The sequence below is a fragment of the Paraniabella aurantiaca genome, assembly GCF_050309965.1.
Classification (GTDB): Bacteria; Bacteroidota; Bacteroidia; order Chitinophagales; family Chitinophagaceae; genus Niabella.
Genome location: NZ_JBLOSY010000002.1, coordinates 1,148,858 through 1,165,680, shown reverse-complemented (window position 1 = coordinate 1,165,680; position 16,823 = coordinate 1,148,858). Strand labels below are relative to the sequence as shown.

13 protein-coding genes are annotated in these 16,823 nt (G+C 40.1%); 1 reads left to right on the top strand and 12 read right to left on the bottom strand.

Annotated features, from left to right (window positions below):
• The first annotated feature begins 786 nt into the window (after nt 1–786).
• Nucleotides 787–1,011, top strand: coding sequence for a peptidase associated/transthyretin-like domain-containing protein (locus ACLOAU_RS19215; protein ID WP_427863528.1), 225 nt, complete (start codon nt 787–789; stop codon nt 1,009–1,011).
• A gap of 121 nt (nt 1,012–1,132) precedes the next feature.
• On the opposite strand, the gene ACLOAU_RS19210 is transcribed toward ACLOAU_RS19215, so the two are convergent.
• The 12 genes from ACLOAU_RS19210 to ACLOAU_RS19155 all read right to left on the bottom strand — a co-directional run bounded on the left by ACLOAU_RS19210 (nt 1,133) and on the right by ACLOAU_RS19155 (nt 16,082).
• Entirely contained in the window at nt 1,133–1,450 is a 318-nt protein-coding gene (locus ACLOAU_RS19210; protein ID WP_427863527.1) for a hypothetical protein, read from the bottom strand.
• Nucleotides 1,451–1,588: 138 nt separating this feature from the next.
• Complete coding sequence (locus ACLOAU_RS19205) at nt 1,589–3,196, bottom strand: Na+/H+ antiporter (protein ID WP_427863526.1); 1,608 nt, start codon at nt 3,194–3,196, stop codon at nt 1,589–1,591.
• Nucleotides 3,197–3,718: 522 nt separating this feature from the next.
• Nucleotides 3,719–4,405 (bottom strand): DUF2490 domain-containing protein, encoded by a 687-nt coding sequence (locus tag ACLOAU_RS19200; protein ID WP_427863525.1) that lies wholly within the window; start codon nt 4,403–4,405, stop codon nt 3,719–3,721.
• A gap of 103 nt (nt 4,406–4,508) precedes the next feature.
• Nucleotides 4,509–4,955, bottom strand: coding sequence for a hypothetical protein (locus ACLOAU_RS19195; RefSeq protein WP_427863524.1), 447 nt, complete (start codon nt 4,953–4,955; stop codon nt 4,509–4,511).
• A 52-nt stretch (nt 4,956–5,007) separates the two neighbouring features.
• Nucleotides 5,008–6,381, bottom strand: a complete 1,374-nt coding sequence (locus ACLOAU_RS19190; RefSeq protein WP_427863523.1) for an aldehyde dehydrogenase family protein — start codon at nt 6,379–6,381, stop codon at nt 5,008–5,010.
• Nucleotides 6,382–6,401: 20 nt separating this feature from the next.
• On the bottom strand, nt 6,402–7,127 hold the full coding sequence (aqpZ, locus tag ACLOAU_RS19185; RefSeq protein WP_427863522.1) for an aquaporin Z: 726 nt from the start codon (nt 7,125–7,127) through the stop codon (nt 6,402–6,404).
• Between the two features lie 267 nt (nt 7,128–7,394).
• Nucleotides 7,395–7,748: a DoxX family protein gene (locus tag ACLOAU_RS19180; RefSeq protein ID WP_427863521.1), complete on the bottom strand. Its 354-nt coding sequence runs from the start codon at nt 7,746–7,748 to the stop codon at nt 7,395–7,397.
• A gap of 99 nt (nt 7,749–7,847) precedes the next feature.
• Complete coding sequence (locus ACLOAU_RS19175; RefSeq protein ID WP_427863520.1) at nt 7,848–8,597, bottom strand: type 1 glutamine amidotransferase domain-containing protein; 750 nt, start codon at nt 8,595–8,597, stop codon at nt 7,848–7,850.
• 72 nt (nt 8,598–8,669) lie between these two features.
• On the bottom strand, nt 8,670–9,428 hold the full coding sequence (locus ACLOAU_RS19170; protein ID WP_427863519.1) for an SDR family oxidoreductase: 759 nt from the start codon (nt 9,426–9,428) through the stop codon (nt 8,670–8,672).
• Nucleotides 9,429–9,518: 90 nt separating this feature from the next.
• Complete coding sequence (locus ACLOAU_RS19165) at nt 9,519–10,076, bottom strand: TetR/AcrR family transcriptional regulator (protein WP_427863518.1); 558 nt, start codon at nt 10,074–10,076, stop codon at nt 9,519–9,521.
• A gap of 812 nt (nt 10,077–10,888) precedes the next feature.
• Nucleotides 10,889–11,860, bottom strand: a complete 972-nt coding sequence (locus ACLOAU_RS19160) for a hypothetical protein (protein WP_427863517.1) — start codon at nt 11,858–11,860, stop codon at nt 10,889–10,891.
• A 37-nt stretch (nt 11,861–11,897) separates the two neighbouring features.
• A complete protein-coding gene (locus ACLOAU_RS19155; RefSeq protein WP_427863516.1) occupies nt 11,898–16,082 on the bottom strand; it encodes an Ig-like domain-containing protein in 4,185 nt (1,394 codons plus the stop codon).
• Nucleotides 16,083–16,823 lie beyond the last annotated feature (741 nt).

Here is a 16,823-nt window from a genome sequence, read left to right as displayed (position 1 = left end):
GATCCCATGCAGCTTTCTTGCCGCACTAATTGATAACTCACCCGCTCAATTTGGCCAACCAATCCCCACCCTTAAATGAAAGACTGTTTTCCTTCCAAGTACGCTTTACATACTGACTTGATTCAATTTGATCCATATGATACTTTTTTTGTGTATCGATATTTCAGCACTAGACATATAGATGTTTATTCGAACGACAATACATAATTATTTATTGCCAATAATTATTCATACATAGATAAAAGTCACCAAAGACAAAGAGGCTATTATTTTACAAAGAAACATAATCAAACATTTACATTCAATTATCTCAACTAAATGAATTCATTTAAGTAAGTTAATATATAGATCTAAACTTTGGCGTAGCATATTACATTCATTTTAATATTTGAGTTTAGTAAATTATGTCATTACGCCGGACAAACAAACTATTTCAAAGGATCAAAATTAAAAATCCCAACATGTTGCTTCCAAAAACAAACAAGTCAACGTTCATCTTGCTTCTTCTTTTTTGTTAGCACTTCACTAAACTATCAAAATATTATTATCAGCTTAAGTTTCTTAACAAAAACGCAGAAGGCTACATCATGATTAAATTTTCCATGCGTGGCGCCCCTATGTCACCGTTAAAATTTTCAGGTATTGTCCGTATTCAAGGAAATCAATTAAACAAAACTCATTTATGAAAAACAAGTACAGCTGTTTTCGATCAATGGCTTATTAACCTGTTGGTTCACCACTTTCAGCACAACTTCTTGTACAATATTGTGGTTAAAACCAATACACATGAAAAGGCTCCTAATTCTACTATTACTCATATTTATCACTTCCGTAATGTGGGCGCAACAGCGGGTTGCAATAAAAGGTATTGTTAAATCATCTGTTGATAGCTCTTCATTGGTGGGCATTTCCATATTAGAAAAAAAGACTTCTAACGGAACGGTCTCTGGCACTAATGGAGAGTTTAAGATTATGGCATCCGTTGGTTCTACGTTCGTTTTTCGGGGATAAATATAGAGAGCAAGGAGTTCCCTGTTACTGCTGATCTGATACAAGAAGAATCAATTCATCTACCTAAACGAAAATGCTGAAACAAAGCTGAGTGAAGTTGTCATAACAACCGCCCTTGGAATTAGGAAACAAAAGCAGGAACTGGAGTATGCTGTACAGGAAGTAAACGGTGTTGTCCTTCAAAAAAAGCACCCGAATCAAATATAGCCAGTAACCCGGTTGGCAAGGTCGCCGGACTAAGCGTAGCTACCGAAACCACTATGTTTGAAAGCCCGGATGTAAACTTAAGAGACGCCGCCACGTTGGTGGTATTGGATGGTGTGCCTACAGACAAAAATAGTTTTACTTTTACTACAGGTACCGAAGGAATTGCCAGCCATTTCCAGTCAAAAAATAGAACAACAATGTTGGAATAATGCTCAAAGCAAGCATTGGGCATACCACTGTCCTCGTCCCTGGAATAAAATGTTGTAACCGATAATGAGTTGAAGTGTTCATATTATTTACAGAGGATTTTAAAATTTACAGCTGCGTTTAACAATATGGAATTTGAACCGAAGCATTCAATCGCCGTCAATTAATGCTCGCCGCTGGCTATTTTTAACTCGTTCAGATCCAGTTGCAGTTCTGCTTTCCTGATTTCCTCATCGCTGAAAAACTTTTCTTTACGCAACTGAAACAACTCCTTTCGCTGAATTGCATATACCTGCAACAGCATACTCCAATACTGATCAGTTTCAGCATGTTCCTTTTCATCACGCTCAAGGGAGCGGAGGTGCTCGCCGGTGCTGATGATCTCGTTTTCCAGGTCAGACTTATAAAGGTCTATCAATTTATTTTTTTCTATTTCACCGGAATACCTTTCATTAATGAGTTTTAATGCAGCATGATCAAGCCTTAACCGGATACCGGCCTGTTGTTCTTGTTCGGGAAGAATGCTGTCTATTTCTTTTAAGCGGATTAACCTGATAATAAACGGTAGTGTTAAACCTTGCACAACCAGGGTTATAAAAATGACTACAAAAGTGATAAATATAATAAGGTTTCTCTGGGGGAAAGTGCTGCCGTCATCCATAAGCATAGGTATAGATAAAGCGGTGGCCAATGATACTACACCTCTCATTCCAGCCCAGCTAATGATCAAAGGTCCTTTCCAACCGGGAGACGGATCTTGCCGGGCTTTGGCACTTAACCATCGGGGTACATGAGCCGCCGGATACACCCACAGGAATCTCAAAGCGATAGTAATAGCGCTTACAATGACACCATATTTAATACCATCGGCAACAGAATAAGTTCCTAAACCTGCAACAATTTCGGGTAGTTCCAGGCCTATCAATACAAATACCAATGCATTCATTACAAAAATAAGTGTAGTCCAGACGCCCAGCATATTCATACGGGTACTGCCTGTTTGGAATATCTCATGCGAACGATACGACATAAACAGTCCCCCACTTACCACAGCCATCACGCCTGAAAAGTGAAATTGTTCGGCAGCCAGAAATAATAAATAAGGGGTCATTACCGTTAATGCAGCGTCAATAGCAGGTGTCGTAGGCAGGAAGCGGTGAACCACATACATAACATGAGCACCTGCCAGTCCGATAACAATCCCCATTCCTGCAACCAAGAAAAATTGGCCGGTAGCTTCCTGTATAGAGAAGGTACTTGTAAGTACGGCTGCCAATGCAAATTTAAAAACAATCAAAGATGAAGCATCATTAACCAGGCTCTCTCCCTCCAATATAGTCATTAAACGTTTAGGTACGCCCATGCCTTTAAGCACTGTGGCCGCTGCTACCGCGTCGGGGGGTGAAATAATACCTCCCAGTAAAAAGCCCAAGGCGAGGCTGAACCCTGGAATAAAAGCAGAGGTAGCATAAGCTACAATGGTAGAAGTAAAAAACACCAATCCAAATGCCAGTAAAGCTATGGGACGCTTCCATTTCCAGAAGTCGTTCCAGGAAGTGTACCAGGCCGCCTCGTAAAGCAAGGGAGGTAGGAAGACCAGGAAAATCAGGTCCGGGTTGAGGTGCAATTCGGGTGCTCCGGGAATAAAGCTGATGCCCAACCCCGCTATTACCAAAAAAATAGGATAAGCTATTTTCAATCTTCTGGCCAGCAATACCAACAGCATTACCACAAGTAATAATCCAAGTATAAGTAGTAAATTATGGTGCATCTATTTTAGTAATTTTAGTTTTACAGTTTAATATCGATAATTGAATCAATACTCATTCGTCGTTTGCTATCCAGGAGGAATACATCTGGCCGGCATATTGTTCCGATTGTTCAATTTTGGACTATCCCTTTTGTATAAACCAGCGCTTTAATGGATGTATAGTTGATTGAATACGGCTCCCATTGATTGGGAGTACTACGATCATATTCAACGATAACAAATCTCTTTTTACTCACAAAGTGCTTTCCCAGCTTTTTGATCAACCTATGTTAATGCAGTGCATTCACCATAAGTATACCGCCCAATGGCGATATCTGCGGTTGATCTTTTAAAAAATCGGCCTGTTGAAAGGATATCGATACACGGTTGCCCATTGCTGATCATTGCTGTAATGCTGCTGCGACCAGTAAATATCTGGCGAGTACCTCCGTAAAAACACCATTTCCACAACCTAATTCAGTCCAGCGTAAAGGTGCTATTGGTGTTAAATAATGGGAAATCTGTTGTAGCAGGTTACTGTATTTATCGGTCATTTTTAAACAGTCCAAAATTCTCCAACGGTATCGTTAATATCAACCAGCCCAGGTTCCGGTTGCCTGATGTTCTATCGCTTTGGCACATATACATCAGCTGTGTTGTCAGCCAGGGCAACAGTTTTATATCTCCCCCTAAAATAGCCCTGTTACGAGTAAACTGAACATTATCAAGACTCAAAAAAACTTCGTCATACAAAAAAACACTCACCGCTTTTTTGAAAAGCTGTGCTTTGCGGATGATTCCTAAGCGGTTCCTGTAAAAGGATAGGTCGTCAAGATCCTTTCTAAATCTATGAAAATACATGTTACGATCTGCAATAGTCCAGTTTTCGGCTACTGGAATAGAGACGGTAGCCATTGCTAGTATTTGGTTTTCAACAACTGACGGACCGTTCTCTGGCTGGATATTTACATAGGTATAACCAGGCGTAAGCGTAATGTATTTATGCACCTTGAAATTAGGTAAGGCTACAAAAGCTTTGATATTATCTGTAGGACTATATCCTCCATAAAGCGATAATTTATTGTTCTTTGGAATGTCCATACTAACGCCGGCTACCATAAAAGAATGAACACCATCTATGTCCTGCGCTTTTAGCTGATGGGTTAACATAAAAAGAGCAAAACAGATAATTAGTTTTTGCAGGTTGGAGTAAATGGGATTTAATTTCATTAATCGCATCTGAAGATTTAAAATAAATAAATGGTAATTACAGATACTGTTTCAACAATTTTTAATTGATTATAATGAGCTGTAACATCCAACTTAAAATTTATTACTTCGTCTGTCCTATATCGAGGCGTTCAAACTTACCCTCCGTATTTTGATGAAACTTAAAAAATACGGGAAAAGTACCCCATTGGTCGGCTTTAAAATTGCCATAAATATCTTTGCCCTCGTTTTCTACTTTATCGATAGTTAAATATTTTTCGTGCCCGCAGGCAGTTTTTACAAACCCTTTGAAATCTCTTGGATTGCCGTCATCCGTCATTTTAGGGTTTGGCGTAAAATAAGAAAAGAAAGTACTGCTATCGCCATTTTGCCAGGCTTCCAAAGCAGCTTTTACTGTAGGGTTAGTGATTTTCGAATAATCCATTTTCTGTTGTTTTTTTGATGATTGTTCTGTTATTTTTTGCTCCTTCTTTTTAGAAGTGCCGTTTTGTCCGCAGGCAGTAAGAGAAACACTTAGTGCCAGAACTGCAATGAGTGAGACGGATTTCATATGGTTGATATTTTTTAACATAAAAAATATTTTAGATCCTAATAACCATTTATTATCCGAATACACTGAGGTTCTTTGCAATATCTTTACCTGCATAAGGAGGAAACACATCTAACTCCAGGTCGGGATTACCAATAAGCATCGCTTTTATATTGCTTAAGGCGTCAAAGCCAGCTTTGCCATAATACTTGCCCATACCTGCATATCCCACACCGCCAAATGGCAAACTATCGATCCAGCAATGCAGGTTGGTTTGGTTTACACACCCTCCACCAAACGAAACAGCATTCAAAAAATAGTCGATATTTTCCTGGTTCTTACTAAATATATAAGCGGCAAGTGATTTGGGTTTTCGTTTAATAATATTTAAAACCGCCTTAAGGTCGGAGTATACCATTACCGGCAATACCGGTCCAAAAACTTCCTGCTGCAATGCAGGATCACCCCAGGTGCTGGGGTACAATACGGTAGGTTCAACATACCGGGCTTCAATATCGTAACGACCACCGACAACTACTTTTTCAGGAATAATGTAAGATGCTACGCGTGCTGTATCATGTTTACTGATCATCCGTGCCAGGTCAGGGCTCTGTTGTGGATCTTCGCCATACATCTTACGAATGGATACTTTGAGCTTTTCGACAAAGTCATCCGCAATACTTTCATGTACATATACATATCCGGGTGCAATGCACCATTGACCCGATATAGCATTATGTCCCCAGGCAATCCTGTCTACGGCTATGTCCAAGTTGGCAGTTTCATCAACTACCGTAGGATTCTGCCCGCCCAGTTCAAGAATTACCGGTGTAAGGTTTTCTGCAGCAGCCCTCATCACCACCTTTCCCACAGCAGAACTTCCGGTAAAGAATATAAAATCAAATGGAAGTTTTAGTAAATCACCGATTTCATCCTTTCCGCCGGTTACTACGGTTACTGCCTCCGGACTAAAATATTTTGGAATTAGTTCTTCAAATAAAGCAGCTACAGTCGGGGTAGTATTGGCTGGTTTGAGAATGACTGTATTGCCAGCAGCCAACGCAGCAATAGCCGGATCGAGCAATAACAATACAGGAGCATTAAAAGGACCTATAACAAGTGCTACCCCGTATGGTTCTTTATAAATAACGCCCTTATTTCCCATCTCTTCCAACCCTTTGGGTATTTCCACCTGCTCAGGAACCATTAATTTTCCCAGGTTCTCCTTATAATATTTTGCCACGCCTAGTGGCACTGTTATTTCAAATAGCTGCTCAAAAGGTGGTTTTCCAAAGTCTTTGTTCAGTGCCGTACAAAATGCTTCCTGGTTCTCTGCAAGGAAATGTGCCATACGGTTCAACTGATCTATGCGCCACTCGTAAGTTTTAGTAACGTCAGTAAAGAAAAATTCTTTCTGCGTGTCAAAAATATTTTGATAAGGATTCATTATATTTTATTTAATGACTACTATTCCGGGGTTTCATTACTTAGGTAAGGTTTCTGTAGCAGAAGGCGATAACTGATTCCTCCTGCGAGCCCTCCAAAAACAGGTGCTACCCAAAAAAGCCATAGTTGCGTAATAGATGTACCTCCAACAAATATTGCCTGCGAAAGAGACCTTGCAGGATTAACGGAAGTATTGGTAACAGGGATAGAAATGAGGTGGATCAAAGTTAAGGCCAGGCCTATAGCAACACCTGCAAATCGGGTGTTTGCCTGTCGGTCAGTTGCTCCCATAATTACTATAATGAAAAAAGCTGTCAATAAAAACTCTGTAATAAATGCAGCGGCTAAAGAGTAGCTTCTTCCAAAATATCCGGGTGCCTCGTAAAAATTGGTCGCAAAAGCACCTACTCCTTCTGTAGAAAATGCGCCGGCTCCTTTTAAGATCATATATAAACATCCTGCACCAGCAATAGCACCAGCACACTGCACTAATATATAAGGCACTATTTCCTTGGCAGGAAAACGTCCTCCAGCAAAAAGGCCCATCGTTACCGCTGGATTAAAATGTCCTCCTGAAATATGTCCAACAGCGTAAGCCATTGTTAATACTGTAAGACCAAAGGCAAGCGAAACGCCTAGCAGACCAATGCCAATATCCGGTATGGCCGCTGCAAATACCGCGCTGCCACATCCTCCGAATACCAACCAAAAAGTCCCAAAAAACTCGGCAAACATTTTTTTAGTCATTTAAATTGATTTTTAGTTTAAAATAATCAGGTGCTATTCTATTTTCTGCAGGGTCTATTTCTTATTTGAAAAGGCTGATTTGAATTTGAGCTTCCTGAACAATATAAAATCCTTAAAAGGGCTTATCTCCTCCAGATATATGTCCGGAACTAGGCAGCCCTATATAGCTGACGTGCCAATCAAAGGTTAAATTCGCTGCTCAAAGTTGAAGGTGAGATATTAATAGCGAGTCCTGGTTCTCAGAATGAGCATGTTTCATCTCTGGTATCAATCATTATTTTTAAAAGGATGCTGTAAGTAGATAATCACGAGATTTAACAGCAAAAAGGGCAACTCAACCAGCACTCCTTTAAAGTCCTTATCCAGTAAATGAAAACAAATAATAAGCAGGATACCTGCGGCCATCAAAAAGTTACCCCATACAAAGGTTTTAGGAAGTAAGATCAATATTGCCGCGATCATCGTAACTGCCCCGTTAATCATCAACCCGGTTTTATTAAAACCCCACTTGGAAAACATTTCCATCATCTCCGGCTTACCCGAAAACATAGCATAGCCTTGCTTGAAGCCCATAAAAACAGCTATTAAAATGAAGGCGGTATTGACGATTTTCAAGATCATAATTATATGATTTAATAAGTTAAAAAAGGGAAATGAAAGACATCTTTTATATGCCGCTATCATTTCCCTTAACCAATCGGCATCAAATCTCCCAAAAATCTATTCGGATAAGGCTTCAATAACCAGCTTCGAAGCCAGGTAACTGCTATGCTGCTGTTGTGCAGTAATGAGTTTACCATCTCTTATCGCATATGGCTCCAATGGCCCCGCTACTTCAAAATTAGTATTCTGATTTTTTCGCGCTTCCGTTTCAATGGTATAATCATTCACGGTCATGCCAAACATTTTATTAATAATATCTTCTTCGCTATCTGCAAATCCTGTCCACGTTTTACCGTCAGCCAAAAGCGTTCCGTCGCTCAATCTTGCCCATAAAAGCAAAGAAGTTCCATGGCAAATCAGGCAGGTAATCTTGCCGGCTTCGTAAAAATCGGCGACCAGCTTATGCAGCTTTTCATTATCCTTGAAAGTCAGTAACGGAGCACCTCCACCGGCTACACAAATCGCATCGTAATCGTTTATGTTGATCTCTTCTATCGGCTTGGTATTCTGCATCCATTTTCCAAATTCTTTATGATGTACAAAGCCAATGCTTATAAGATCATTAGGATAAGCTCCTTCAGGATTCTCCGGATTGCTGTGTGCATCAAACTTCACTTCGCCGCCGTCGGGTGAACATACATCTACATCATGTCCGGCCTGTACAAAATCAAAAAAAGGCCTGGTCATTTCTTCGGCGAAAAACCCAACCTGTATGCCATGCAATAATGTAGCGTTAGACACTAAACATAAAATCCTTTTTTTTGGATAGGCATGTTGACCATATTCCCGGATTACGTTGTTACTCATATTTGTAGTATATTTTTGAATTAAAAAACACTTGACAAGTCAAGACCGGTAAATTTCAACTCCCCAATCAAATTATCTGGTAGTATATCCACCGTTCGCAAAAATGGTTTGTCCTGTAATCCACCAACCATCAGTCACCAGAAATTCTACCAACGGGGCAATATCTTTAATATCAGTCAGTCCTCCAAGTGCGGATGCTGATTTGTGGTAGGCTACAGCGTCATCACTTTCTGCCGGATAAAAGAAGGGTGTGTCCATAGGGCCGGGTGCAACGGCCGTAACAGATATTCCCCGGGCACCATACTCTTTGGAAGCTGCCCGGGTATAGTGTTCAACAGGTGCCTTCTGCCCCGCGTAAGTAGAATACAAGCCAGTATAAGCCGCAAGCAAAGAGGTGACAATGGTACATATCTTTCCGTGGTCGCTCAGCTTTTTCCCAGCTTCTTGTATAAAGAAGTAAGCTACTTTTGAATTGATATCGGCCATACTATCATACTCCGCTTCGGTAGTATCCGTAAATGGTTTTTTCAATACTTTACCAACCGTATTTATTGCAATATCAATTCTTCCAAATTTAGATTTCGTCTCATCGAAAAGCCTCGTGATATTGGCCACCTGTGTTAGATCTCCCTGAAAGAGGAAGCCATCAGCTCCCGTGGCTTGTACATCAGCCAAGGTTGCCTCAGCATCTGTACGAGAACTATCGCTATTATAATGGATAGCTATTTGGGATGCTCCATCTTTTGCCAGGTTACGCGCCAGCAAACCTCCCAGATTTTTGCCCCCACCGGCAATCAGTATTACTTTGTCTTTTAAATCATTTAAAGCCATGTTTTTTAGTTTTTAATATTAAAATAGGCATGTCTATCTGAAGATAAGTTATAGACGGAATATTCCGTCCGAATTGAAGTTAAATTTTTTTTATTTTTTTATACTATCCCAAGCCATGCTTAGAAAAAGCTCAACCGTTTTGTCGGTAAATTTTATTTTTTCATCAATCGCCCATAAAATCCATCCATTAATAGTACTGAATGTAAATAACCGCAAATGTCTTGCTTTGAGGGGTTTGAAAAGATTTTGCTTCAGGCCAGTTTCATAAAGTCGGTCAAAAACAAGGAATTTCTCCATGGCAACCTCATGAATTTCCTTTGTTAGGATGGGAGAAGCTGCAAACTGATAAGAAAACTGAAACTCTAAGGGATGGGTGATAAAATACCTTATAACCTTTCCCCAAAGAAAGTTAAACTGACGGTAAATCGCTCCAGTAGCTTCGAAATCCTTGAATACGAATATAGCTTCCTGCTCCTTTTGCCATATCCAGATTTGCTGAATGATCTCTTCCTTACTCGAGAAATTCCGGTACACGGTGCCTACACCAACATGTGCGGCTTCTGCGATCTGAGCCATTGTTACTGCATGCGCTCCGTGCTCTACGAACAGCTGCATGGCTGCCAGGATAATTTTATTCTTTTTGTCCAAAAAAAGGCGAATTTGAAACCATGAAAATACGCAATTTAGAGCGTTCTTTCACAATACAGATTTACCTCTACCCTAATAACATAACCAAGTACCGCGATCGGTGATATCTCTCCTACCTTTAAAATCATCTCTTCACTAATCCAGGCTCATCAATATTACCGATTTCAGTATCAACATTTTCGCGTCTGTGTTTCACTAGCGGGGATTTTAGCGACATGTCATATATAAACCAAGAGCCCGTTTAAGAATAAACCTAAAAAGATACAAGAGCGTTGTTAAAACATGAATTACGCATTTCCCTTAAGTTTCCAGCCTAAAGATGATATGCATTCAACAGATTTAACCGATGCCCTATAGAACAATATTAAAGGACTATTTAATTATCAAAGTAGGAAGAAACCAAGCTCATTGAATCAAAGCCTCAAAAAAACTGTCTCAATGGTTTTGAGGCGGCCTATCTGTAATCAATGCCCCAAAAACAATCTATCAGATGAATTGATGATAATTAAAAATAGATAGACGAATCTATCCTTAATTGTTACAAGTTCTAAAAGTCGCCAAGAAACAGAAAGTGCGCTACTGATTTACCGCATTTATTTTATTAAACGACGTACTATGAAAACCCCCAAATAAAGATAGAAGATGATAAAGCAGCTTAAAATTATTTTAAAAAGCATAAACGATAACATTAGTGCTAATTAATTTGAAAGTCATTTAAATATCTTTTTTCATTTATATAAGTTGTGTATTGCGGTTTCGCAATACACAACTTTAAGCTATTTCAATCCTAGTCAGTATATGTCATGGCGTCTTTAATCCGCGATTATCTTCACCACTTTAGAATGTGCTGTGGCTCCATCTTTATCTACCTGCGCGATTCTTACGTAAACATCGGGGCGATCTCCATAGCTAACAGAATCTCTATCCTTTTTGCAGGAAAAGATCGCAGTCGTTATGATAAGCAAGAATATTGGCAAAAGAATAACTTTCTTCTTTTTAACAAGGAACACAGCCATTATAGAAATTGTCAAGACAATCAATGCTACGGGAAAGCCCAACAAAGAAGAAGCTTCTTCCCAGGCTTTAGAAAAAGAATACTTCAACGTAACATCGGAATTGCCTTCTGTCGCAGCAGAAGTAACCGTACCAATTGAATGAAACACTTTCCCATCTATTGAGGCCTCCACAAGAAACTCTTTGTTGTTTTTTTCGCTCAAGGTTTCCCAACCAACAATTATTTGCTGACCTCTAAAAGAGGCATTAATAGATCCAAATGCTACCGGTAAAACACCATTGGTATATCCAAAGGCCTGGACGTCATCGTTAGATGATAGATTTCCAGACACTGTAGAACCAGGAACTATATTTACGTTTATCCCATGTCCTTGTGTCAATGCATCAGCAGGGGCTGTTTCTTCGGTGACTACTGCATCAAAAGAAATAGAGAAAGAAACATCTTCCGGTATAGTTGCATTCTGTGTCAAAACTATCTCACTTTTAGAAGCATCATATGTCAGAGTAAAGCCTGACAATCCCGTTACCACCGGCAATCCATCGCCATCCAGCACAGGACTTAATTTCCTCATGCTAATAGTGATCTTAGTAGGATCAAACCCCAATGGAATAGCTTCGGCCAGATTTGTAAATTGAAAAGTATTGGTAATAGTCTGGTTCTTTTTTGCCGGTTGATTACCATTTATAGTTGCAGAATTGACCACAATATCCCCTGCAAAACTTGCCAACGTTAATAGGATAGAAATAAAGGTTAAAGAAACTCTTTTCATACTTTAATATTTTATGTTTAGAAAAATGTTGAATCTTTTAATTAGATGAAGGGGCAAAATTTACTGCATCACTGTCCGCGTTATTAGAAGTTTTAGAATCACCTCCTGAGCCCGATTTGATGGAAGTCGTAATATTCTCTTTACCGGATGCCTGTTGTCCGTTAAATTTAATTTTCACTCCAATAGCACTACCACCGAGCCCATTGATCACTTTATTAGTGCCATTTGATTTATATTCAAAAACATAATAGGCTCCCACTTCTCCAACGTACTGCCAGTCTACGTTGTACACTGTACTACCAAGCAGCGTTGCTAAATTTTGCTGGTAAGGTTCCAGCGTATAGTTGCTGGATTTTAATAATCGTGCGGTAATCAAACTTCCGTCCGTTGCAGTTGGTGTAGTAGAGAATACCACAATTCTGGCATCAAGGATTTTCTCTCCGGTCACAATAGTAGGAGAAACCTGTATGCTAATACCCAGATCAATGCTTGCCCCCGTTACCAAAATATACAATGTTGCAGTAGCCGTAGCCTGAGGACTTCCATTGTCTCTCACTGTGTAAACATATTTTGCAGTACCGGTGAATCCGGCAGCAGGGGTATACGTAAAGCTACCATCGGTGCCCAGGTTTAATGTTCCGTAAGTATTTGTTACATTCTGAGATACTACTGTCTGGGCGTCACCTTCGGCATCGGTATCATTAGCTTTAACATTACCTGTAACTGCGGTGCCTGCTTTTGTTGTGACATAGTCATCGGCAGCAGTCGTGGTATTAGCTGATCCCGGAGCCTGTACCGTAATAATTTCATAGGCAAGTGCACATTTTCCGCTTGGCGTTTCGCACACTTTGTATACCAAAGTATCTGTGCCTACAAAACCGTTAGCAGGCGTATACACAATATCTCCCGTGCCGCCTACAGTTGCAGTACCATGCTTAGGTTGCGTTTCTATAGTTGGCGTACCCAAAGTTCCCCCTTCATTACCGGCCTGATCATTAACCTTCACCGGATAAGTTATCGGCGTATTGGCCATGGTGGAGGTGATATCTGTGTTTGCCACAGGAGGATTAACAGTAGAACCCGGCGCACCGTTTTCAAGCACCGTAATAGTCAACAATACGGGCGTACAGGTGCCACCGTTACAAGCATTTACCAGGTAATTATAAACACCAGGTTGAGTAGCTGTAAATGTGTAAGTACCATCACTATTCACATTAATAGTAGCGCCTGTAGGATTAGCCACACCAGATGCACCTACTGTTGGTACAGGATTTTGATACTGAGTGCCGGCAGCCACATTTTTATCGTTGGATTTTACATTTCCTTCAATACTTGTGTTTACATATCCCATATTGATATCGGGATTATACACGGGTGCAAGCTGACAATTGAACGGAACCGTATTACCATCCACATCTGTGCCCGTATGACCATTCCTTATATCAGCAAAAGCCCCATAAACACGTACATTCTGATCAGCTACCGATGCAAGATTTCCAACCGAAAGCTGAATTTCATCAAATGGCCTGACCGCAACAAATCCAATTGAGTATGGTGCTGTAGGCGTACCAACCCATTGAAAAAGAAAAGAGAAATCAAAAAGAGCTGAATTAGTTACAGTTTGCTGAAGCTTACCATTTAAGTAAGTTCTTACAGTAAGGTAAGGTAGTAAAGCACCACCTAACACAAAAGGATTTTTATCGATGATAAAACCGGCATAACTACCAGCAGGATAAATATACGAAGGCGTAGCCACCGATACAGAGCTTTGAGTAGCGCCACTGGCTATATTATGCAACACTGCATAATCATTTAATGAAGGAGATACCACATTCCATGGATCTTCAACCTTACAAGCGGCACAGGCACCGCCTATCACTCCGGTACGAGCCGAGTTAATAATGGCTCCGGTTGAAGAGTTACCTGCTGTACCAGAATTTAAAGTACCATTAAAACCACAAGGTACCAGGCATGCCGAACCAGATGCACTTAAATCGGCTTGTACATAGAATCCATAAATATTAATAACACCGAGATTGCCACCCCCTAGCTGGTTTACACTAAATTTAACCTCATCAAAAGCAACAGGACTTACAATTCCCACAACACCTCTTGATGCACCACCGGTAACCACATCAGACGAAACCTGGCCTAACAAACTGGTTCCCGTTCCTGAATGTACCAGAGCTCCGTTGTTATAAAGATCGATAGTAATAGAACCCACCAGACTTCCGCTTAACAAAGAAGCACTTTGAATATCAAAACCAGCAAACGACCCCGCAGGATAGGTATCAGAGGCATTAGCTACAGAGATATGAGCACTTGACGCCGCACCGGCTAACAAGTTAATAGTTGCAGGATTAGAGCTACCCATGTTATTAATAATATTCTCCGAATTATTGATAGAACATCCGGCACATCCTCCCGCATTAATACCGGTATTGGCCATATTCACATATACCGCATGAGATGGATTTTGAACCCTTGTAAGTTCTTTACAATTGTATGTGGCAGCACAAAATGTTTTAAATACCGGGCTGTACACTCTAGTTTCTCCAAAATTAATTCCGCCACCTTGCGTAAATACTATTTTAAGACCATCGAAAGGCACAGTTGGCACAAAACCTATTGTTTGTCTTCCTGAACCATTAGTAATAAAAGAGTTCATTCCCACCAGCCCCGCGCTGCCGGTTTTTGTTTGTACTACTACACCATTTAATGTAGCAGATACCTGTATCTGGCTTAGTGCATTTGCTGAAAAGAGGCCCGGGCTGGAAACATCAAAGCCGGCAAAAGTAGAATTAGCGGCATATACGCGCCCTCCATCTGTTATACCATAACTGGTAGCAGTCCCTATGCCGCCCAGCAGGTTCAACACGGTATAATTGGAAGTGCTTGCATCGATTGCATTCTGAGGATCTATGATTTCATTATTAATGGCACCTATTGCATTGGTAGCTGTATTTTTACCGTCTACAAAAACAGGGTACGTTGGATAAACCATTCTTGTATTTGTATTACAAACCAAAGCAGGACCCGCACATAATTTCATCAACTTCGCCTGGTACACTCTGAACGGGGTAGGCAATGAGATACCTGCAATTGTTGTATTGGTGACAGATACTTCATCAAAATTTTTCGTTGGTCTGAAACCTGTAATCATTCTACCTGTTGAAGTAAAGAATGAACCAGTACCTAAACCTAAACCATCAGAGAAACTTTCCTGTTCTGTACCATTTAAATAAGTAGTTACTACGTGTTGGGTACCAAAAGAAACTGAAGCGGACTTTTCATCTTCCACATCCCAACCAACAAAATATTGATTTCCTTCATATATAGTTTTTGCATCGCGAACAGCCAAAGAAGTACTTCCTAATGATGTTCCAAGGAATTGTATTCTTGAATAGTTGTTAGGATCGCTGTCAATAACATTAGGAATGTCTGTCAGGACACTATTTAATGCAGCCAGATTAGACACCACCGTATGAGGCATGCTATTATATACCGGGAATGTAGGGTTCACCCAGTTAGTAAGTACGTTTGGCTGGAAGGTGGCAGTGGCATTGGCAGCAGCACTCACCGGGCAAACCGGCTTAGCCACGTTACAGGGATTCATGATCGTGGCATGATACACCCTGATATTGGAAACTACAGACAACAGGTTAGACACATCAATCTGCACCCGGTTGAACGGCTGAGTGGTAACAAAGCCGACTCTCCAACGACCCAAATCGGTTAAAACAGAAGCAGTAGAGCTACCTACCTGCGCAGTAATATTCTCTTGCCCAACTCCAGGGTTGAGGGCGTCAGTTTGATTGAACGTGGTAATTTTAATACTTTTCAATAATGATGCGGAAAGCGGCACATCGACCTGAATGTCGAAACCAACATAATACCCCCCCGGAACAGTATATCCGGTAGTTTGTACCGTAAGCCTTTGCCCTCCTAAAAGAGAAGCCAGTGATGACATGGAGGCATAATCATTAGTAGCATTACCTACCGCATTATCCTGATTTGTTACTGCACCTAAATCAATACCATAAGGCCCTGTCCAGGGAGTCAATGGTGTAAAGGGATCGTAAATGGTAGCGGGGTAAGCTGCTGTACCTAAAGCTACCGGCGTATTACAGGCAGGTGCTGTAAATTGCGCCTTTGTGACAATGTTAAAGAAAATAAGAAATAGTAGTAAAGCCGACAGGCTCCTTGTGTTTTGTTTTCTCATAAATGGTACCTTTTTGAATTTTTATATGATTGGGGTTATGTAAACACAAAATCTGAACAGAATTCATTTTACTCAATGAAGCTCAATAGCTAGTTACTTAGCAAGACAATACATAACAGCCAGCTTTAGTCTTTAATTATTTTACATTTTAAATACACCAGGTAAAATCAGCCCCTTATGAAAACATCCAATATCTATGTTTGTCACTGTTTGTTATTGTTAAAACATAGGATAAGTCACACCAAAGGTATTTTAACAATAGGCCCTTAACATTTTGTTGTCATATAAATGGCTAATTAGTATCACCAGTAAAACATAAATAGTAACTAACTACTATACTTTCCTCTCGGAAATAGTATTTTTATGGATATGATAATAATTCATCTTTTAAGACCCAGGCGCAATACAGTTTATGTGAGATTGATAAGTATAGTAGTATCGGGAGTAGCTTACTTTATGCGACAGAAGTAGCTTCAGACATCATAGATCCTATCGCAATATGAAATTGAAGCAATAAAAAAGAGTGGAAAACCTTGATCTGGAAAGACCCGGAGTTCACACTCTACCTTCTAAACAAAAATCATTGAATCAGTAGCACTTCATTATGTGTTATAGCTACTTTTATTCAAAAATCAATATATTTATGTGATCAGTTTTTTCTAAAAAAAACTGATATTTATGTTCATTCCTTTCAAGAAAGAATACTACGATAATTGTGGAAATCTCAGTCGCTTATTTTGG